The organism is Pseudomonas sp. FG13 (assembly GCF_057809755.1).
On the sequence record NZ_JBMDKO010000006.1, the window covers coordinates 131097 to 150319 of the forward strand.

16 protein-coding genes and 2 pseudogenes are annotated in these 19223 nt (G+C 58.1%); 6 read left to right on the forward strand and 12 right to left on the reverse strand.

Features of this window, described 5'->3' with window-relative positions; all coding sequences use genetic code 11:
* Positions 1 to 9: 9 nt before the first annotated feature.
* The 4 genes from ACODTO_RS08100 to ACODTO_RS08115 form a co-directional block, all read right to left on the reverse strand.
* Positions 10 to 546 carry a hypothetical protein gene (locus tag ACODTO_RS08100; protein WP_489106247.1) on the reverse strand — a complete coding sequence of 179 codons (537 nt, stop codon included), beginning with the start codon at positions 544 to 546 and terminating at the stop codon, positions 10 to 12.
* Positions 547 to 1095: 549 nt separating this feature from the next.
* A complete protein-coding gene (locus ACODTO_RS08105; protein WP_489106248.1) occupies positions 1096 to 3024 on the reverse strand; it encodes a hybrid sensor histidine kinase/response regulator in 1929 nt (642 codons plus the stop codon).
* 144 nt (positions 3025 to 3168) lie between these two features.
* Positions 3169 to 5505, reverse strand: coding sequence for an ATP-dependent DNA helicase (locus ACODTO_RS08110; RefSeq protein ID WP_489106249.1), 2337 nt, complete (start codon positions 5503 to 5505; stop codon positions 3169 to 3171).
* A complete protein-coding gene (locus tag ACODTO_RS08115; RefSeq protein WP_489106250.1) occupies positions 5502 to 7154 on the reverse strand; it encodes a VRR-NUC domain-containing protein in 1653 nt (550 codons plus the stop codon). The genes ACODTO_RS08110 and ACODTO_RS08115 overlap by 4 nt, the downstream gene beginning before the upstream one ends.
* Before the next feature lie 217 nt (positions 7155 to 7371).
* Here ACODTO_RS08115 and ACODTO_RS08120 point away from each other — a divergent pair, with 217 nt between their 5' ends.
* Positions 7372 to 7596 (forward strand): YgdI/YgdR family lipoprotein, encoded by a 225-nt coding sequence (locus ACODTO_RS08120; RefSeq protein ID WP_139645640.1) that lies wholly within the window; start codon positions 7372 to 7374, stop codon positions 7594 to 7596.
* A gap of 296 nt (positions 7597 to 7892) precedes the next feature.
* Here ACODTO_RS08120 and ACODTO_RS08125 read toward each other — a convergent pair whose 3' ends face one another.
* Positions 7893 to 8810: an IS110 family RNA-guided transposase gene (locus ACODTO_RS08125; RefSeq protein WP_489106251.1), complete on the reverse strand. Its 918-nt coding sequence runs from the start codon at positions 8808 to 8810 to the stop codon at positions 7893 to 7895.
* Positions 8811 to 9289: 479 nt separating this feature from the next.
* Between ACODTO_RS08125 and ACODTO_RS08130 the strand changes: the two genes are divergently transcribed.
* Positions 9290 to 9847: a GNAT family N-acetyltransferase gene (locus tag ACODTO_RS08130; RefSeq protein ID WP_489106252.1), complete on the forward strand. Its 558-nt coding sequence runs from the start codon at positions 9290 to 9292 to the stop codon at positions 9845 to 9847.
* 16 nt (positions 9848 to 9863) lie between these two features.
* Here the strand turns inward: ACODTO_RS08130 and ACODTO_RS08135 are convergent, their stop codons facing one another.
* The 3 genes and pseudogenes from ACODTO_RS08135 to ACODTO_RS08145 form a co-directional block, all read right to left on the reverse strand.
* Complete coding sequence (locus tag ACODTO_RS08135) at positions 9864 to 10544, reverse strand: phytanoyl-CoA dioxygenase family protein (protein ID WP_489106253.1); 681 nt, start codon at positions 10542 to 10544, stop codon at positions 9864 to 9866.
* Between the two features lie 249 nt (positions 10545 to 10793).
* Complete coding sequence (locus ACODTO_RS08140; protein ID WP_489106254.1) at positions 10794 to 12341, reverse strand: M10 family metallopeptidase C-terminal domain-containing protein; 1548 nt, start codon at positions 12339 to 12341, stop codon at positions 10794 to 10796.
* Positions 12342 to 12762: 421 nt separating this feature from the next.
* A pseudogene (locus tag ACODTO_RS08145) lies at positions 12763 to 13718 on the reverse strand (hypothetical protein).
* 363 nt (positions 13719 to 14081) lie between these two features.
* Here ACODTO_RS08145 and ACODTO_RS08150 point away from each other — a divergent pair.
* Complete coding sequence (locus ACODTO_RS08150) at positions 14082 to 14354, forward strand: hypothetical protein (RefSeq protein WP_489106255.1); 273 nt, start codon at positions 14082 to 14084, stop codon at positions 14352 to 14354.
* Positions 14355 to 14803: 449 nt separating this feature from the next.
* On the opposite strand, the gene ACODTO_RS08155 is transcribed toward ACODTO_RS08150, so the two are convergent.
* Positions 14804 to 15016, reverse strand: coding sequence for a hypothetical protein (locus ACODTO_RS08155; RefSeq protein ID WP_489106256.1), 213 nt, complete (start codon positions 15014 to 15016; stop codon positions 14804 to 14806).
* 176 nt (positions 15017 to 15192) lie between these two features.
* On the opposite strand from ACODTO_RS08155, the gene ACODTO_RS08160 reads away from it, so the two are divergent.
* Together ACODTO_RS08160 and ACODTO_RS08165 are read left to right on the forward strand one after the other, a co-directional pair.
* Positions 15193 to 15615, forward strand: a complete 423-nt coding sequence (locus tag ACODTO_RS08160) for a hypothetical protein (RefSeq protein ID WP_489106257.1) — start codon at positions 15193 to 15195, stop codon at positions 15613 to 15615.
* Between the two features lie 137 nt (positions 15616 to 15752).
* Entirely contained in the window at positions 15753 to 16049 is a 297-nt protein-coding gene (locus ACODTO_RS08165; RefSeq protein WP_489106258.1) for a DUF7660 family protein, read from the forward strand.
* 278 nt (positions 16050 to 16327) lie between these two features.
* Here ACODTO_RS08165 and ACODTO_RS08170 read toward each other — a convergent pair.
* From ACODTO_RS08170 to ACODTO_RS08180, 3 genes and pseudogenes are all read right to left on the reverse strand, one after another.
* Positions 16328 to 16511 (reverse strand): annotated as a pseudogene (locus ACODTO_RS08170) (SDR family NAD(P)-dependent oxidoreductase); the annotation flags it as partial.
* A 107-nt stretch (positions 16512 to 16618) separates the two neighbouring features.
* Positions 16619 to 16915: a YciI family protein gene (locus ACODTO_RS08175; RefSeq protein ID WP_489106259.1), complete on the reverse strand. Its 297-nt coding sequence runs from the start codon at positions 16913 to 16915 to the stop codon at positions 16619 to 16621.
* 57 nt (positions 16916 to 16972) lie between these two features.
* Positions 16973 to 17785, reverse strand: coding sequence for an SDR family NAD(P)-dependent oxidoreductase (locus ACODTO_RS08180; protein ID WP_489106260.1), 813 nt, complete (start codon positions 17783 to 17785; stop codon positions 16973 to 16975).
* Between the two features lie 356 nt (positions 17786 to 18141).
* On the opposite strand from ACODTO_RS08180, the gene ACODTO_RS08185 reads away from it, so the two are divergent.
* A complete protein-coding gene (locus ACODTO_RS08185) occupies positions 18142 to 19143 on the forward strand; it encodes an AraC family transcriptional regulator (RefSeq protein WP_489106295.1) in 1002 nt (333 codons plus the stop codon).
* Positions 19144 to 19223: the final 80 nt, after the last annotated feature.

Below are 19223 nucleotides of genomic sequence, written 5' to 3' on the forward strand. Positions count from 1 at the left end.
CGGTGGGACTCAAGCCCCGGGGTTGCTCACCTGGATGTAAACCGAATACACCCCCAGCAACACCCAGAACACCGCGAAGATCCACGGCGTGCGTACCGAAAACAGCAGCGACTTGCGGTAACCCTTGTGGGTCGACTCCCGCTCGCTGAACAGCGGCGACTCGTCATAGACCAGGCCCATCATCGGTTCGGAACGCAGCAACTCACTCTGTTTGAAGTGCCAATGATCGATGATCTCGTAGGCGGCGCGAATACCCGGCCAGGCATTGAGGGAACTCAGGAAACCCAGCAAGGCCAGGAATGGCGGCACGATCAAGGTAAACAACTTGCCCCATTCCGGGTTCAGGTTGGCCATGCAGGAAGCGAAGGCGATCACCAGGAACGACTGCGCGGCCAGGTACGCATCGGTTCGATTCGCCAGGATGGTGGTTTCATACTGGATCTCCCGACGATAGAAATCCAAGCGTTCCTTGGGGGAGCCGAACAACTTGGCCTGGTGTTCCGTCAGTTCTTCTTCCGGGGTCTGGCTGGTCAGGATTCGGGGCATTGCGCGGACTATTCCTCGGTGATGATTCGAACCTGTTAGAAGACGGCGTCGTCTGGCAAGTTCAAGCCAATGGACCGCAGGTCCAACGAAACGCCGTCCCGCCGCCAGGGTCTGTAGATCATCGACGGCATATGAGGGCAGTTGTGTGGATTATCTTGGATGGGTGCAGTGGCCGGCGATGGTGGTGACGGTGCTCGCTGCCTGGCTGATCGGATCACGCCAGCCCCGGCGACGGGTATGGGGTTTCAGTTGCTTCATGGCAAGCAACATTCTGTGGGTCGTCTGGGGTCTGCATTCGGACGCGTATGCGTTGATTGTGTTGCAGTTCTGCTTGTGTGCGATGAACCTGCGGGGATTCAGGAAAAATGCCGGATAGCCAGGGAACGCAAGCTTCTGTGACAAGGGTATCTGTGGGAGCTAGGCTTGCCCGCGATGAAGCTGATGCGGTCTTCTCAGAAACCGCAGTGTATGTATCGCGGGCAAGCCTTGCTCCCACAGGTTCTCCTGACACAGGTTCTCCTACTACAGGGGATCACCAACAGGCCATACTCATTTCATCGTCTGCCCGATCGCCTGCACCAAATCAATCTGCTTGAACGGCTTGGTCAGCCGCGGCAACTGCGTGGCGAAGCCCTCCAGCCGCTCGGCGTAACCGGTGGCAAGAATGACGGGCAAGGTGGGTTGTCTGTCTCGCAACAATTTCGCCAGTTGCGCCCCGTCCATCTGCGGCATGGCCATGTCGGTGATGACCAGGTCGATGTCCGGATTGCGCTCATACAATTCCAGCGCCTGTGCCCCCGACGGGGCGCAGAGTACCCGGTGCCCCAGGTCTTCGATCAACAGGCGGGTGCTGGTCAGCACCAGGGTGTCGTCATCGACCACCAGCACCAGCAACTCCTGGGTCGACAATGGCGCCGACGGCTGGACCGGTACCGTCTCCGGCGCCGAGTGATCCGCCACCGGCAACCACAACTCAGCGGTGGTCCCGACGCCCTTCTGACTCTTGAGGATCAATCGCCCGCCCAACTGTTCGGCTAGGCCATGCACCATGGACAAGCCCAGGCCGGTGCCCTTGCCGACGCCCTTGGTGGTGAAAAACGGGTCCACGGCCGAAGCCAGCGTCGCTTCATCCATGCCCTCGCCTTCATCGCTGATCGACAGGCAGACGTACCGCCCGGGCTTCATGGGCCTGTCCGGTGCCGCGGTCGCCTGTCGCTCATCGGCCGCAATCAGGATGCGCCCCCCGTGGGGCATGGCATCCCGGGCGTTGGTCGCCAGGTTGAGGATGGCCAGTTCCAGCTGGTTGACGTCCGCCAGGACCGGCGACAGCTCATCGGCGAAGCCGGTCTGGATGTGGATCGACGGGCCCATGGAGCTTTGCAGCAGGCCGCTGATGCCCTGCACCAACGCCGCCAATTCGACCGATTCGGACGTCAGTTTCTGCCGGCGGGCAAAGGCCAGCATCCGCTGGGTCAGCGACACACCGCGCAGCGCGCCCTGGGTCGCGTTGTCCAGCAATTGGGCGAGTTTCGGGTCGCTGGGCATGCGCTTGCGCACGATCTCCAGGTTGCCGAGGATCACCGTGAGCAGATTATTGAAGTCATGGGCGATGCCGCCGGTGAGCTGACCGATGGCCTGCAGCTTCTGGGACTGGAACAGCGCTTCGCGGGCCTGCTCAAGGGCCTGCTGCGCCTGGGTGGCGTCGGTGATGTCGCGGGTGATCTTGGCAAACCCCAGCAGCGCGCCGGTGTCGCTGCGGATCGCATCGATGACCACGTGGGCCATGAACCGCGTACCGTCCTTGCGCACCCGCCAGCCCCTCTTCTCGAAGCGTCCAACGCTGGCGGCGACACTCAGTGCCCGTTGTGGCTCGCCGTTTTCACGGTCTTCGGGGGTGTAGAACATCGAAAAATGTTGGCCGATGGCCTCCGCCGGCAGATAGCCCTTGATCCGCTGCGCCCCCTGGTTCCAGTTGGTCACCTGACCGTCAAGGTCGAGCATGTAGATGGCGTAGTCGGTGACGCTCTGTACCAACAGGCGAAACTGCTGCTCGCTTTGCTTGAGGGTCTCCTCGGCCATCTTGCGATCGGTCAGGTCGCGGGTGATCTTGGCGAAACCGAGCAAGGCGCCGGTCTGGCTGTCGATGATCGGGTCGATGACCACGTGGGACCAGAACAGCGTCCCGTCCTTGCGCACCCGCCAGCCCTCGCCCTCGAAACGGCCTTCGCGCAGCGCAGTGTCCAGTGCCCGTTGCGGCAGGCCGGCGGCGCGGTCCTGGTCGGTGTAGAAACGGGAGAAATGCTGGCCGAGGATCTCGGACTCCTCATAGCCCTTGAAGCGCCGCGCACCGGAGTTCCAACTGGTGATGATGCCCGCAGGGTCGGTCATGTAGATGGCATAGTCGACCACGGCGTCGATCAGCAACCGAAAACGCTGTTCCTCGTTAATGCGGGCTGGCTTCTGATTGTTCTCAAGCATTTTTGGCCGGGGCGTCCGTGTAGATTCTTTGCGAAGTTTGGTGCAGGTCCTGCCTCGGAAATTATTAACCGGCAGGGACAAAAATGGAAATCGACGCAAATCCCCTTGTGGGAGCGGGCTTGCTCGCGAAAGCGGTGGGTCAGTCTATGTTGGTGTTGGCTGTACCGACGCTTTCGCGAGCAAGCCCGCTCCCACAGGGGGGCTGTTGTGTTCTTGAGTGACAGACCACCAACCCGGCAATAAGTGCTGCACCCGGGCTTCGCCGAACCGGTCGTCGATCAGCATCACCACCCCACGGTCCTGTTGGGTGCGGATGACGCGGCCCGCGGCCTGGACGACTTTCTGCAAGCCCGGATACAGGTAGGTGTAGTCGTAGCCGTCGCCGAAAATCGCGGCCATGCGCTGTTTGATCTGTTCGTTGACCGGATTCAACTGTGCCAGCCCCAGGGTGGCAATGAACGCGCCGATCAGCCGCGAGCCCGGCAAGTCGATGCCCTCGCCGAACGCACCGCCCAGCACCGCGAAGCCGATGCCCTGGCTGTGTTCCATGAACCGTTCGAGAAAGGCCTGTCGGGACGCTTCACCCATGCCCCGGGATTGGATCCAGGTGGCAATGTCCGGGTGCCGCTCGGCGAACAGCCCGGCCACCTGCTGTAAGTAATCGAAGCTGCTGAAAAAAGCCAGGTAGTTGCCGGGGCGCTCGCCGAACTGGCGCGCCATCAACCCGACAATCGGTTCCAGCGAAGCCTGGCGGTGGGCAAAACGGGTAGAGATCCGACTGACCACCTGAACGTCCAGTTGCCCGGCATGGAACGGTGACTCCACATCGATCCACACCGTGTCCGCCGGCGTGCCCAACAGATCGGCGTAGTAATGCCGCGGGCTCAGGGTGGCTGAGAACAGCACGCTGCTGCGGGCCGCCGTGAGTCTTGGCCGCAAGAAACCGGCCGGCACCACATTGCGCAGGCACAAGGTGGACAGGCTGCGTTGACGGCCGAGTTCACGCTTATGGATGTCGAACAGGAAATGCTCGTTGAACGATTCCGCCACCCGACCGAACTGCAAGGCCTCGATGTAGAACGCCTGCAAGTCGCTGTCCAGGCCCTGGGGATGGTCATTGAGGTAATCGCCGATGGCCGTGGTGCACTGGGACAGCGCCTGGAGCAGTTTCTCCGGAGGTTTTTCATAGGCCTGATAGGCCGCCACCTGGGGCGCATGCAAGGCGTTCCATTGTCGATTGACCCGCTGCAAGGCTTTCTTCAGGGCTTCGGGAGCGGTTTTGCGCACGGCGGCCAGCGTGGACTGGTCGAGGGTCGCGCTGTACATCTGCCGCCCCCGTTCCACCAGGTTATGTGCCTCGTCCACCAGGGTCGCGACGGACAGGCCATCGGCCTGGGCCAGGGCGAACAGCAAGGCGCTGAAGTCGAAATAATAGTTGTAGTCGGCGACGACCACGTCGGCCCAACGGGCCATTTCCTGGCTGAGGTAGTACGGGCACACTTCATGGGCCAGCGCAATCTCGCGCAACGCGGCCTGATCGAGCAAGGTGAGCCTGCTGGCGGCCTCGCGGGCGCCGGGCAGGCGTTCATAGAAGCCACGGGCCAGTGGACAGGATTCGCCATGGCACGCCTTGTCCGGATGCTCACAGGCTTTCTCCCGAGCGATCATCTCCAGGACCCGCAACGGCATCGACGGTGCGCTTTGGGTGATCACCCGCGCGGCATCCAGCGCCAGCTTGCGTCCCGGCGTCTTGGCCGTGAGAAAGAACACCTTGTCCAGTCGCTGCGGCGTCAGGGCCTTGAGCATCGGAAACAGCGTACCGACGGTCTTGCCGATGCCGGTGGGCGCCTGGGCCATCAGGCAGCGTCCGGTGCTGACAGCCTTGAACACCGACTCGGCCAGGTGCCGCTGCCCCGGCCTGAAGCCGGCATGGGGAAAGGCCAGCGCCTGTGCGCCGGCATTACGCGCCTGGCGGTGAGCCATTTCCTGTTCGGCCCAGGCCAGGAACAACGCACACTGCTGTTCAAAGAAAGCCTCGAGCTGCGTCGCCTCGAAGCCCTGCGTCAGGCAGGTTTCCTTCTCACTGACGATGTCGAAATACACCAGCGCCACGTCGATGCGCGACAACTGCAGCTTCTGGCACATCAGCCAGCCGTAGATCTTCGCCTGGGCCCAGTGCAGCTGGCGATGATTGGCCGGTTGCCTGGACAGGTCGCCGCGATAGGTCTTCACCTCCTCGACGCAGTTGCGGACCGGGTCGTAGCCGTCGGCCCGCCCCTTGACCCGCATGCTCCGGTAACGGCCTTCGAGGCTGATCTCGGCCTGATACGTATCGTTGCGCCGGGACGCCACGGTGCGGTGGCCAACGATGCCTTCCAGTGCCGTGGGCGACGGGGTAAAGCGCAGGTCCAGGTCACCGGTCTTGGCAGTGAACTCACATAACGCCCGCACGGCGATGCTGTAGGCCGGTTCCGGGGTCATGCGCCCTGCTCCATCCACTGCACATGGCAGACCGCGACGGGCATCCGGTGCTCGTGACAGAACGCCAGCCAGCGCAACTGATTGTCCTGCAAGCGGTCGCCGGGGCCTTTGACTTCGATCATGCGATACGTCTTGTGCTGCGGCCAGAACTGGATCAGGTCCGGCATGCCGGCACGGTTGGCCTTGATGTCCAGCAGCAGGCGATTGAACCAATGCTTGAGGTGTTCGGCGGGCAGGCAATCGAGTGCCTGATGCAACAGTTCTTCAGACATCGCGCCCCAGAACACGAAGGGCGATTGGATGCCCCATTTCTCTGCGTAGCGACGGACGATGGTGTCTCGATAGCGTCCGTCGTCGAGTTCCGCGAGGCAGGTCGCGAACAGCTCGGCACGGCGCACAGGGAAATCCTCGTTGAGCAGGTCCACCGGGCCGCGCTGGAACGGATGGAAAAACGCCCCCGGTAAAGGCGCGAAAATCGCCGGCCAGCACAACAGGCCGAACAGTGAATTGATCAGGCTGTTCTCGACGTAATGCACCGGGGCGGTTTCGTCGTGCAAATGGGCCTGGACGTGATACTCCACCGACACGGCCGGATCGATTCGGGGCAGATGCAGGTCCAGCCGTTCCACCTCCCGGGCCACGGCACGGGGCACCGGCGGTCCGCCCAATTTGCGCTGCAAACGCGGTACGACCCTGAGCAATGCCTGGGTCTCAGCGGCATTTTCCGGCGCTAGCGCAGCCGCCTCCCCCAGCTCCAGGGCCAAGGCGTACTCGCCGATGCGCTCCAGCACGCGGATCATCCGCAACCGTGTGCCGGGGTAGGTGCAGTCGCGATAGATGCACAGGGCCAGGGCAAAATCGGCGATGCGTTCGGCGTGCTGGCCGATCTGGAACAGCAACTTGCCCCGGCGCCGCTCCAGCCATGGGTTGTCCAGGGTCAGCGCGTTGACCTGAACGACGATGTCCTCCGGCGGCTCGCCCGTTTCGAAGCGCTGCTGGCACTCGTGCAGGAACAGGCAGGCATCGACGTCCCCGCGACTGCGCAAGCCGCGGGATTCGGCGCTGAACGCCACGGTTTCGTAGGTGAAAATGCCCAGGTCCGCCAGCACGAACTCTGACCAGTCCTGATAGAGGTTGCCAAAGAACATCAACCGCAGCCGGTCGCAGGTTTCCATGATCGTCAGGCTGTACAGCCGGTCTTGCAGTGACGGGCACCATTGATTGAATGGCCGTGTTTCGTCCAGGCGATTATCCAAGGCCTGGAGCCATTCGGTCTTTTTCGCCTTGGGGCGTTCGATCAGGTGGCCCAGGCACAGGATGATTTCCGGTTTGAGCAACACCTCGAACAGCTCGGCAAGGTTCAGGGGCCGTTGGTCCTGCACCCAGCCCAGGGCCAGCAGTGGCTTGACCGCCGCGCTAATGTCGCCGATTTCCAGGTACTGCAATTTGCTGTGCCGAAAGCGCACCCCCTTGCGTATCACCATGCGCACCAGCAACCCCTGGGACGGGCGTGGCAAGGACGCGAAATCGTCGATGAACCGCTGCTCCTCGATGCTGAGCACGTCGGCATAGCGTTGCGTCAGCCAGGCAAGCACCTGCTGGAAATTGTTCAGGTAGTAAAAGGGATCGTCGAGAGGGTTGGCTGTCACGGAAAGAAGCGCCACGGGTGCTGGAGTACTGGTTATGCGTACAGATACCAGTTACGGACAGCACGGGCAACTGCAAAGGATGAGTGGTCCCCTCGATTAAAAGGTGAAATCCTGTGGTAGACGATGAACTTTCCTACAGTAAGCGGGACCAATGGCGGTTGATTACAGTGATGGCGCGGCCGGATCAGCTGCGTCCTTTTGATCGAGAGGTATGGATATGAACATCAGATTTCTGGGCCTGCCCTTGGCTGCCGCAGCGCTCCTGGCGCTGGCCGGTTGCTCGACGCCGACCGTCGTGACCTTGCAGAACGGTACCCAGTATTTGACCAAGGACACCCCTAACACCCGCACTTCCGACGGGTTCTACGAGTTCGAAGACATTGCCGGCAAGAAAGTCCGGGTGCGCGCCGATGACGTGGCGACGATTCGCAAGGAAGATTGAATCTCTTTGGACTTGCCCGGGATGACGATGGCATAGCTGGCATCACTTGCGACTGCACTACCGCCATCGCGAGCAGGCTCGCTCCCACAGGGGATCTGCGGTAATCACGGAATCACAGTCACCGCCGGATAATGTAGGAGCGAGCCTGCTCGCGAAAGCGGTGAACCAGTCGCTTAAAGATTGACTGTACTACCGCCATCGCGAGCAAGCTGTGCTCCCACAGGGGATCTGCGGTAATCACGGAATCAAAGTCAGCCCCGGTCCATGTGGGAGCAACTGTCTTACCTTGCCGCCCATCACCGCCATTCAGTGCCGTCTCGAAGCATGGCATTCAGCCTGATCAGTAATATTCGCATGCAGGCGATGAGCGCGACTTTCGCGCTCTTGCCTCGCTCTCGAAGTGCCTCATACCGAGCCTTGAAGTCGGCATGGTAGCGGATGACAACCCAGCACGACATGTAAAGCGCACGTCTGACGCGAGCTCTTCCTCCGTAAATCTGACGTTTCCCGCTGTGATTACCACTGTCGTCGTTGTAGGGGGCGATTCCCGCCAGGGCCGCTATCTCTCTGCGATCAAGCTCACCGAGTTCGGGCAAGTAAACCAGCAAACTGGCAGTCGCCACGGTGCCGATGCCTTTAACTGATGTGAGTCGGTCGGCCTTTTCCGCATCCAGCTTACGCATGCTTTGATTAATGGCTTTGCCGAACTGCTTGATTTGGGTTTGCAGGTAGTGAATATGGTCTTTGATCGTCTCGATAACCACCGGTAGCTGGGCCTGCTGCAGTCGGCGCTTGTTGTCGTCTCGTTGCTGGACGAAGTGTTCGCGCAGCTGAATCAGTTCACGCAGTGCCTCACGCTCAGGTGAAATGGGCTTTTCGCGAGACGCATGCAGGGCTTCGGCAAAATCGGCAAGCACAGCCGCATCGATGGGGTCGGTCTTGGCATTCTTGCCCATGGCTACAGCGAAGGCCCTGGCCCGGCGAGGGTTGATCCTGAGCACATTGAAACCTGCCTCCTGCAGTGCTGCCATAACCTTTCGTTCATAGCCGCCCGTGGCTTCCAACAACACCCGACCAATCGTGTACTGGCTTAGCTGTTCGACCAGTTGTGCAAAGCCCTCAAGTGTATTGGGGACCTCATAGCCTTGGTTCTGTGGCTGAACCCAAACGGCGAGATTTGATTTGGAGATATCGATGCCGACCCAGGAAATCATGGCGAAACCCTCTTACACTCAGAAGTGAGAGTGCTCTGGCTTTGCCCACGCTTGTGATTCGAGTGCCGCTCGTCCAACTGTTCGGGCTTATGGGCCAGAGTAGAAAGGTAGATGGCAGCTTTGCTCCCACTCGTGCTTCAAGCACCGCGGACTCACAGCTTGCCATCTACCCCTCTCACCCCAGAGTTTATTCCCTTACTCAGACACAAGCGGGCTTGCTCGCGAAGACGGCAGCACATCCAGCACCGATGCCAGCAGGCCCACCGCTATCGCGAGCAGGCTCGCTCCCACAGGGGATCCGGGGACGAACTCAGGTCATGTAGCAGGCCACAATCCAATGTGGGAGCGAGCCTGCTCGCGATGGCGGCAGCACATCCAGCACCGATGCCAAAGGACCTACCGTTTTCACTCCCATCCCAGTCGACATCGATACCGGAATCCAATTACCTTCATCCATCCGCGCTCAAGGACCGACCGCCATGCCCAGCTTCCCGACCTTCCAAACCCAACGCCTGATCCTCACTCCACTGCAACTGACCGACGCCCCCGCCATCCAGGTGCTGTTCCCCCAATGGGAAGTGGTCCGCTACCTCGATAGCCGAGTGTCTTGGCCCTACCCCGCCGACGGCGCGCTGGCCTACGTGCGCGACCACGCCCTGCCCGCCATCGAGCGTGGCAAAGAGTGGCACTGGATGATCCGCCTGGCGTCAGACCCGACCCAGATCATCGGCAGCATTTCCCTCTTTGACCAACCAGACAACCACCGCGGCTTCTGGTTGTCACCGCAATGGCAAGGGCTCGGCTACATGAGCGAGGCGTGCGAGGTGATCAACGAGTATTGGTTCGTGACGCTTGATCGCCCGGTAATGGTAGTGCCCAAGGCCGTTGGTAATCAGGCCTCTCGGCGCATTTCGGAAAGTGAGGGGATGCGATTGCTCAGGACTGAACGGGGGCGATTTGTCAGCGGGGAATTGGACAAAGAGGTATGGGCATTGGACCGTGAGCAGTGGCTGGGGCGTACTACTCAGATACGGTAACTGAAAGCTGCATCGGCTATACCGAACCAAAGACAAAATCGGCAGGCTCGAACCGCTCGCTCGTGTCCATCCGGATATTCCGTAAGTGCGCCGTTTCCAGGTGCGACGCATAAAGCTGTTCCGAAAAATAGCCCACCAAGATCGAACGACGACGAGCCCCACTCACGTTCAGACTGGCCGCGTGAACCAGCTCGGCATCAAACACCAGGATGTCGCCGGCATACCCCGAAAGCTGCATGGAGCGGGACTCGTCAGCGAAGTCGAAGGGTGGCGTTCCCGGCGGCGGGCGATGGCTGCCAGGCACAATACGCGTCGCGCCGTTCCCAGGGCCATAGTCGTCGAAAAAAGCCAGGGCGACCGCCGTATCGCCCGGCCGTTGGGCCGACAGGTCGCGGTGCAACTGCTGATGACCGCCACCTGCCAGGGGCTCGCGTCCTTCCACCTGCGCGAGAAAAAAACGCTCGCCGATCAACTCGCCCACTGCCGCCAGCAACGATGGCAGACGACACACCGCCTGGATCGTTGGATTGCAGTCCAGCAGCGAATGACGCCAATCCCAGCCACGGGGGGTTGGCCATTGATCAGACGGTATTACGCCCGCATCGAATAGGCTACGCAGCTCTGCGAGCCACTCGGTTGGGATCGCACGATGCAGGAGGACGTAGCCATTTTGGTGGAGGTGATTGGAGCTGGTCATGGCGTTGGCAATATCCTTGTGTAGCGAGGGGATTCATCCCCGCTGGGCTGCGAAGCGGCCCCCATCGAGGCGTCAGAACTGCCCTCAGGAATTGGAACCCATCCGCCCCCGAAACGCCACGCGCAGGCACCCCGCTCGAAGCGGTGTCCGATCAACATGCGGAGTTTCGACCGATGGCTGCCGTCAGCACCCACACCGTAGCGGTCGCTTAACTAAGGGTGGGGCTGACAGCCGGCTGTGAGGGAAATGTTAGCTCAGGTAATCCACAGGGGATTGCCCAATGAGCTCCACCTCTACCGTATCGGCAACCACCAGGTCGGCATTGGTGATCAATCGCGTGTAATCGAATCCGGCTAGCGTGACCTGAAAGGCGTGCCCATCGGCGCCTGCCTCGCTACTACGCAGGTAGGTGCGGTCGTTGATTTCATCGTAGGTCATGCGCAAGGTGCCATCACGGCCGTCGCCCAAACCGGTCACGCCGAGCGCGGCGACGTCGAGCTTGTCTTCGCCCCAGATGAAGTCAGTGATCAGGTCGCTGCTGCCTGCATAGCTGTCGCCACTGCTCGTGAACACGAAACGGTCATTGCCTGTGCCGCCGGTGAGCTTGTCCGCGCCCAACCCACCGGTCAGCACGTCGTTGCCAGCGTTACCCTCAAGGGTGTCGTTTCCTGCACCGCCGGCCAGAGTATCGTTGCCCCAGTAGCCATACAGGGTATTGGCCTTATCGTCGCCGGCCAGATTCACCGGTGTGATCGGCTGCGGGGTAGTCACAGTTGTCGCATTACTGGGCGGGGCGAACAGCACACTGCTGGCATTAAGTTCACTGACGTGGTTCCCACTGAGCAGAATTTCGAAGCGGTTACCGTTGGCATCGGCCTCCAGCGATTTAAGCGCGGTGGTATCGCCAGCCAGGTTGAGGACCACCTTCAGCGTACCGTTGTAGCCGTTACCCAGCCCGGTGAAGGCCAACGCGGACACGTCGATCATGTCATGGCCGTTGCCACTGAAGTCGGTGATCAGGTCGCGGCTACTGTAGCTGCCACTGGCATCGTTGCGGTAGCTGTCGCTGAGCAGGCTGTACACAAAGGTGTCGGCGCCCGCGCCGCCGCTCAGAGTGTCGCCGCCGGCGCCTCCGAATAGCCGGTCATTGCCCGTAATCGCTTCGATGGTGTCGCGGCCAGCGCCGGCCTTGATGGTTTCGCCGGCGTCGGTTCCCACTAACTGGTCGATGTGCGAGGTCCCGGTAATCAGCAGCTGCAAGTTGGCATCGGTAATAAGGCCACTGTTGGACAGGAACTGCACGGCAAAATGCCGGCCATTATGGTCTTGCTCGTAGTTTTCCAGAATGTAGATGCCGCGCAGAGGCTCGCTACGTATGTGAAGGGTATCGCCATAGCCATTGCCCAAATGGCTAAAGCCTAGAGCCGACACGTCGAGGATATCGTGGGCGGGGTCAAAATAGTTGATGGCATCGGTGAACTCCCCTCCGGCCTTGATATAGCTGTCGCCGATGCGGTCGAAGCGGAATACATCGTTGCCGGTGCCACCGTACAAAGTGTCGAATCCGGCACCGGAGACCATCACGTCGTTGCCGCCCCCGTTGACTATCTGGTCGTTGCCGGCCCCGCCCATCAGCAGCTCGTTGGCCAGCCCACCGCGTAAGTAGTCACTGCCGGAGGTACCTTGCACGATGAGTTCGATCGGGTTCTTGCTGACCCTGCTACTGTCGCTCGTGACCTGCAAATTTTCAGGCGCTGTGTGCTTGGTGAGATCGCTGGAATTGAAAGCTTGGCTCATGCGCGCTCCTTCCCTGTGGTTGGGCCACTGCGAGTGTGGTGTAACGCCAATAACACCGTTTCGTTGATAGCGATGGGCCGCGTTCGATGAGCGGCTATAAGCAGTTCATCAACTCACCCACTGCCGCCAGCAGCGGTGGCAGACGACACACCACCTGGATCGTTGGATCGCGGTCCAGCAGGGAGTGACGCCAGTCCCAGCTACGAGGGGTTGGCCACTGATCCTTAGGTATTACGCTCGCGTCGAATAGGCTACGCAGCCCTGCGAGCCACTCGCTTGGGAACGCTCGCTGCAGGAGGACGTAGCCATGCTGGTGAGAGTTGATTGGAGCTGGTCATGGCGTTGGCAATATCCTTGTGTGGCGAGGGGATTCATCCCCGCTGGGCTGCGAAGCGGCCCCCATCGAGGCTTTAGAACTGCCTCAGGAATTGGACCCCATCCGCCCCCGGAACGCCATGCGCAAGCACCCCCAGGCTATGGCTCCAATGATCAACACCTCTGCGACCCCCATCAGCAAATTGAAGGAAAAGCTCAGCGGTTGCTCCGCCCAATAGAAGATCGTCGAGCCGGTTCGAAAACCGCTGGCGTGCAGCCGTCCGGTAAACAGAGACGGCACCAATGCGACGAGATTAGTCAGCTCCAGCACCGCGAGGAAGGTACCCAGTAATATGAGCAAGACACGCGCTGGAACACCGAGCTTCGTACTCGTCTCGGGCGCAGCCGTGCCCCCTTTTCCTCTACGCCGCCTGGCATCCCTCACCGCCTTGCCGCTGGTGGGCGCTGGAGCCGGACTGTAGACGGCCTTAGCCGCCATCGCCGAAGCACCGACGACCTCAGTAGGCACCGCCACGCTCAAATAGCCGGCCAGCTCACGCAGCCACAGGTCAGTGCGTTGAGTCCCCGGCACTACCGGAACGTTATCGGTGGTCAGGCGATGCTCACTGCCATCATCACCAGCCACAGCTGGGTTCGGGCTTGCTCAGCCTGCGGAAGACGACGAAGTTCGAGGCATTTGACGGCATCGATTCTGAATACCGACTGCACACGCTCGCGACGTCCAAAAAAGTTTCGGGTCAGCCGCTTGCCTTCACCGTCGACGCGCGACAACACCAAGCTCTCGCGGATGCCGGTGTAAACCATCAGCATCAGGCCAAGGGCCGGAATCAGCAGCAGCCCGAGAACGATGAGCAATGAGGACAGCGGATCCAGGCCAGCCGACGGCGAGCCTCCATCAGCGATCGCGAACACCGCGAACGCCACCGGCAAGAGGAAGGCAAGCGCGCCTACCAGCAGCACGGCTGTGTTCTGCACCTGATTGTGCGAGTGGATGCGCAGATCGCCCAGGGCGGTGCGCTCGAAGCGGTGGCCGATCAACATGCAGAACTCCTTCCCACTGTCCTACGAATCCTGAAAATGTTGGTTCGTTTCGGCGCAGAACTCTCACGATTCCTACGATGCTCTCGGAATCTCTCACCTTGTCCGGTTTGAGCGCGCAAATCTATAGTCTTTCCCGTCGCCCAAGAGGGCGATCAGGTTTGGCGACCTGGGATCAGGTGCAAAAGTACTGCGCTTTTGCGAAGGCTTTGGCACACTTGCGCGGCTGCCCGTTATGGTAGTTGCGCGCGGGAGACCTTCGGGTCTGCCGGTTTTCGATCCCGGTTCGCCAACCTGCGTGCAACTGCCACCCAATTGTTTGGCGACGATTGAGTGGTCTAACTTCACTGGATCGGAGTTTCAAACATGGAAAAATACGTGCCCATCACCGGCATCGACTGTACCCCCGCCTCCCTACTCATCGATACCCAGGCACCGCTTGACGTACTGCACGCAACCGCTGATTACCGTATTCGAGTGGTGACTCAAGTATTGGAGAACATAGCGTTCCGATCCGAGATTGCCAGCGATACGGTGGTGCTTTCGGATTTTGCGCAATTACTGGTCATTCCGTTGCGCGACGGGTGTGATTTACTGGAGGTGATTGGTCGACGACTTCAGGCGCAGCTTGAAAGCTGATAGAACGACGGGCGCTTGAGAGTGCCCGTTTTTTCCCTCCCAGATGATTGCACAGATAGGCTCACCCGTTCGCATCCTCAAGCCTTACTGCTGCATCGGTTTTATCAAACATGTCAGTGATCAGGCGTGACCGAAGACTGCTATCAACACTCACAACCCGGAAGGCTGCTTTCGGCCAGAACAGACACTCAGGAGTAGTCAGGCCTTGTGGCATGAGCCCTGTTGACACGCAGCCAGCCCGCTGGGGAGTGACAGCTCTGATCATGAAGCGGGGACGCCGCAGTGTCTCAGGCCACCACCCTTCAAAGGGGTCACGAAGCGTTCGAATATGAACACTCCGAGTGAGCTGCTCCTTAGCGAGCAAGGAACAAAGTCTTGGGGTCTGGGTTTATGCCTTACTGCTTCCTATGCAGACCGGCAAAGGCTCGCTCGCAGGTCTATCGGATCGCTTAAAGATTGTCTGCTCGCACATCGTCCCATTCCATTTTTTGGTCGACAGCTTTGATCAGCCAGGCTCCGACCACAATGGGATCATTTTCATAGACGTGCTTCCCGGTTCGGGTATAGGTGATCAGCCACCCCGGATAGTCATCCTTGTCATGGTGATAGTCCCCAAGGTTTGCTTTTACCTGTTCGCCATAGTTGTAGACGTTCGTCAGCACAGCGTAAAGCGAAAAGGGGACAGATTTATTATCTGCGAAAAGAGGAAAATAAATCTATCCTCTTTCTCTCTCACATCTGGTCTGTGAGACAGCGCCTATCATCGTTCAGACGATTGACTGGGTCAGATGCTCATTCGTACCCGAATGCCCCCCTGCAAAAACCATGGAGTGTCCGGATGCACCCGTCGCTACAATACGCGCTCGATATTATTACAATCGAGCGCAACGCCGCTGAATACACTCGAGCGTTTGCCGCCGTGAGTGACGTTGTCAGCGTATTTGGCGAGCGTGACCTAGCCAATCGCCTGTTCGCAGAAATACCCCGAACGGTATCGGAAGAGCTGGTTGCAGAACTGTTCAATATGTTGGCATGGCAAACAAACGACAACGGTTCGGCCATGACGCGTGAGGTTGAGACGTGGCTCAAGGAGGGGCAGGATACGCGCAAGATTACGATTGCCTTGGGCCTGGAGGTATACCCGTTTCCAAACGCCCAGGAGATGTATCAGGTGTTGTCCACACTTGCCGCGGCTAACCCGGAAGTGGCGGAAAGTTGCCAGAAGCTCATCACGTTACGAAGGTCGAGCGCACACGGTTAATCATGATGAAAGGTTGATAGCGTGAAGAAGAGTTTTAGCTGGAAATGAATCTGTCCCCTTCTCTCCCATCTCATGGCACAGCGGCGTAGTGAGAATGACTCCTTCGCTATCAGCTTTCACGTACTTCCAAGGTCACCATGCCCATAAATCTTGATGAGCTATTGAAAACTGTAGACGACGAACAATCATTTATCCGTTTCATTGAAGCGCTAGGTATGGATTTCGCCGAGGAGCGTTCGCTGGAGGAGACCTCTCCGTTGCCCTCCTATAGACCGGGGGCGTTGGGGTGGGAAAACGGCTCTATTGATACCTTTCTGGATGCTGCCGCAGCGTGGGCGACTGCCAGCTCACTCAGTTCCCCTGTGAGTGCCAGCGGATCAAACGTATGGCAACGCTGTGCGGCCATTTTGCTGGCTGGTAAATTTTATGAGTGAGCCCAGCCACTGCTGTTCGAAGGACAACGAACGAAGGCTGCCAGTTATGGTTTTAAACCGCAGGTCTTGAACTGCTCGGCGATGTTTTCACATAGGCTGGGCCGAACGTAAACGCTAGTGAGCGTTAACTATCGGCCAAAAGCGCTCATTGGGGATCTATAAAGCCGGAGGTGATTCAGTCCTTTATGGTCAGAGCAACCACAGGGCGAAAAGGGACAGATTTATCAGGAAAATAAATCTGTCCCCTTTTCCTTCTGAAGCACGATCTGAGCGCTGTCAGTCAAATCAGCAGTTATGACGTCGATGGAAACACCATGTTTGTCACGTAACTCAGTGGCAAGAATGTTGAGTTTGTCGGTCGCGCGAGCGACGAGGACGAGATCATTTGCCGCGAGCGGCAAACCGGCGAGCATAAACAGAGCCTATGCCGCTCGATGCGCCAGTGATAAGTGCAGTTGTCATATCTATACTTCCTATTGTTGGCATTTATAATTTAGTGCGCGGCCGCCTGCTGAGCATTAAAGTCATTTGTTTTATAAAAAAGCTCAGCGATATCGACAGCGCACGAATCATCCACGCGCCTTCAAATGAAGCATTGCGTAGTGTTCGTAGTGCCCACTTCCATTCTTTACGATAGGGTCTTGCGATGTGATCGCCGCGATATCCTGATCATCCTCAATTTGATACAGCGAAACACCATAGCTGCCATCAGGATCAATCACCGGGCCGTGGGCCACGACCACTCCCTGCTCAAGAAGCTCATTCAGATAACTACCATGTTGAGTCATCCACTGACGCTCTTCGGCAGTCATTGTTGCCAGGAAGTCCGCGCGCGGCGGAACATACTTGCAAAGATAATATTTCATAAGTTAGCTCTCGTTAACTGAGCACACGAATCGACAAAAAATAGCCTTATAGATCTTCTATAGTTTTTTGCCTGATGCAATGCTCTTAAATATTGCATTCTCAAAAATCTTGGGCAGGTAGCTTTGAAGGAACAAAATCATGCCGGCCATCTTTGCCACCGAATTGCTGAACTTCGGCTCTTTCGTGCCGATAAGCTTGATGATAGCGTTCACAACGGCGTGCGGCGATTCTGCTTCATCTATACCCTTTTGTGTTACCAGGTTCACTTTTGTGCGGTAGAGGTCGTAGTCTGCGATCTTGATATCCGTAACAGAGCGGGCATTCAGCCCCAGACTTGTTTTAAACCAACCGGGTTCGACCACGCTGACATTGATATTGAATTGATTCAGCTCGAAGCGTAAAGATTTAAAGTATCCTTCCACCGCGTGTTTTGATGCCGAGTAGTAAGAAAGATTAGGTGGCCCTATCAACCCTACAATTGAACTGACTGTGATGATCTGGCCACTTTTCTGTTTTCGTAATTGCGGCAACACTGCATTTGTAACCTTGACGGTGCCCCAGAAGTTCGTTTCAAACTGCTGACGACCTACTTCTATAGGTGTTTCCTCCGCAATCCCCGTCACCATATAGCCGGCGTTATTGACCAAAACATCCAAGGTTTTTATGTTTTTAAACAGCTCGTCAGTAAACATCTGGATAGAACTATCATCGTCAATATCCAGACGCAGTAATTTGAATGGGACTGTGTTGGCATATTTTTCCGGATTGCGACTTGTGCCAACGACGTTAAAGCCTTGCTGGTGAAGACTGGTGGCAAGCATCAAGCCGAATCCCGATGAGGCACCGGTGATTAAAACTGTCTTTTTCATATGACTACCAATAGTGAGGAAAAGCCCAAAACACCTCTTGATCTAGAAGATGCTTTGTTCTGTATTTTCGCGATAACGATGCGATCTTCGAGATCGGCCAGTTCAACATCTCAGATAGGCATACATTGCTCGCCTAATGAACGGTTGGCACTCGCCAAACGCGCCAACTTCACCTCGAAAGGCGCCAATTTTTCCTGGTATTTCTGGCGCAATCCGCCGTTGTCGTGGCGTGATCGGCAGCCTAAACTGAGTCCTGAAATTCAAATAAATCTCCCCATGAGTGCAGTACATTTCCCATGATCGGTAAGCGCAACTCAGCTTTGGACTATTCAGTTTGGCCAGGATGGCGGGTATTGATGCAAGATGCGGGACTGGCAACTGCTCCCGTTTTGCGTCGCGCGCAATTACCAGGCGATTTGTTTACGCGACAGAACGTTCGTCTAGACTCGGCAAACTTCTTCAAGCTTTGGGAAGCTATTGAAGCCGAAGCCAAATCTGTGAACGCCGATTTGCCCGCTCCGTTGCAAATTGCTCAGGTCATGTCGTCAGACTGGTTTGACCCAGAGCTTTTTGCCGCGCTGTGCAGTGCCAATATGGGCAGTGCTCTCGAGCGAATCGCTAAGTATGTGAGGCTGATTGCGCCCATGGTGATTCGGGTCGTGCGTACTAATTTGCATACCACCGTCACTATGGATTTTTTAGACGCCTCCGCGCCACCTACTGTGTTTTTAGCATTCAAGCTCGTCTTCTTTGTTCAACTGGCAAGGTTGGCGACCCGCAGCGCTGTGCAGCCGTTGCAGGTGAACTGGCCATCGCCGTCAACCCTTGGCTCGGACTTGAAGGCGTACCAAGCCTACTTCGGCGTTCCCGTGACTGATGCGCCACAGGCCAGCGTGGTATTTGCAGCAGCAGACGTCGAGCGCCCTTTTCTGACAGAAAACCATAAGATGTGGTTGTTCTTTGAGCCCAGTCTGCGCCAGCGCTTGTCCGACCTGGACAGGACATCCGGAATGGTCGAACGGGTACGCAGTACGCTGCTTGAGTCTTTACCGGCGGGCGCGGTATCGATGCAGGAAATCAGTCGAAAACTAGGGGTAAGCACCCGCACGCTTCAGCGTAGGCTGCAGGACGAAGGGACTACATACCAGCAGACGCTAGATACTTTGCGAGACGCCTTGGCACGCCACTACCTGCGCAATACTGCTATGTCGAGCGGGGAGATATCGTTTCTTTTGGGGTTCGAGGACTCCAACTCTTTTGCTCGCGCATTTCAATCGTGGACAGGAAGTACGCCACGCAAGGTGAGGGCTCAAATGGATAATTCCAGCCATCCCTTGGCTGATAGTTCAGGCGAATAGAAGGGGTAGATCGCCGCAGATTAAATAGACACTCGGTAGTATCCGCTTCGGGCCGATTTTTTACCTGTCACACCGTCCGC

Excerpts from the sequence above, each read along its gene's own strand:
- ACODTO_RS08100 (WP_489106247.1), bottom strand. The coding sequence starts at position 546 with ATGCCCCGAATCCTGACCAGCCAGACCCCGGAAGAAGAACTGACGGAA.
- ACODTO_RS08105 (WP_489106248.1), bottom strand. The coding sequence starts at position 3,024 with ATGCTTGAGAACAATCAGAAGCCAGCCCGCATTAACGAGGAACAGCGT.
- ACODTO_RS08110 (WP_489106249.1), bottom strand. The coding sequence starts at position 5,505 with ATGACCCCGGAACCGGCCTACAGCATCGCCGTGCGGGCGTTATGTGAG.
- ACODTO_RS08120 (WP_139645640.1), top strand. The coding sequence starts at position 7,372 with ATGAACATCAGATTTCTGGGCCTGCCCTTGGCTGCCGCAGCGCTCCTG.
- ACODTO_RS08125 (WP_489106251.1), bottom strand. The coding sequence starts at position 8,810 with ATGATTTCCTGGGTCGGCATCGATATCTCCAAATCAAATCTCGCCGTT.
- ACODTO_RS08130 (WP_489106252.1), top strand. The coding sequence starts at position 9,290 with ATGCCCAGCTTCCCGACCTTCCAAACCCAACGCCTGATCCTCACTCCA.
- ACODTO_RS08135 (WP_489106253.1), bottom strand. The coding sequence starts at position 10,544 with ATGACCAGCTCCAATCACCTCCACCAAAATGGCTACGTCCTCCTGCAT.
- ACODTO_RS08140 (WP_489106254.1), bottom strand. The coding sequence starts at position 12,341 with ATGAGCCAAGCTTTCAATTCCAGCGATCTCACCAAGCACACAGCGCCT.
- ACODTO_RS08150 (WP_489106255.1), top strand. The coding sequence starts at position 14,082 with ATGGAAAAATACGTGCCCATCACCGGCATCGACTGTACCCCCGCCTCC.
- ACODTO_RS08160 (WP_489106257.1), top strand. The coding sequence starts at position 15,193 with ATGCACCCGTCGCTACAATACGCGCTCGATATTATTACAATCGAGCGC.
- ACODTO_RS08165 (WP_489106258.1), top strand. The coding sequence starts at position 15,753 with ATGCCCATAAATCTTGATGAGCTATTGAAAACTGTAGACGACGAACAA.
- ACODTO_RS08175 (WP_489106259.1), bottom strand. The coding sequence starts at position 16,915 with ATGAAATATTATCTTTGCAAGTATGTTCCGCCGCGCGCGGACTTCCTG.
- ACODTO_RS08180 (WP_489106260.1), bottom strand. The coding sequence starts at position 17,785 with ATGAAAAAGACAGTTTTAATCACCGGTGCCTCATCGGGATTCGGCTTG.
- ACODTO_RS08185 (WP_489106295.1), top strand. The coding sequence starts at position 18,142 with ATGCAAGATGCGGGACTGGCAACTGCTCCCGTTTTGCGTCGCGCGCAA.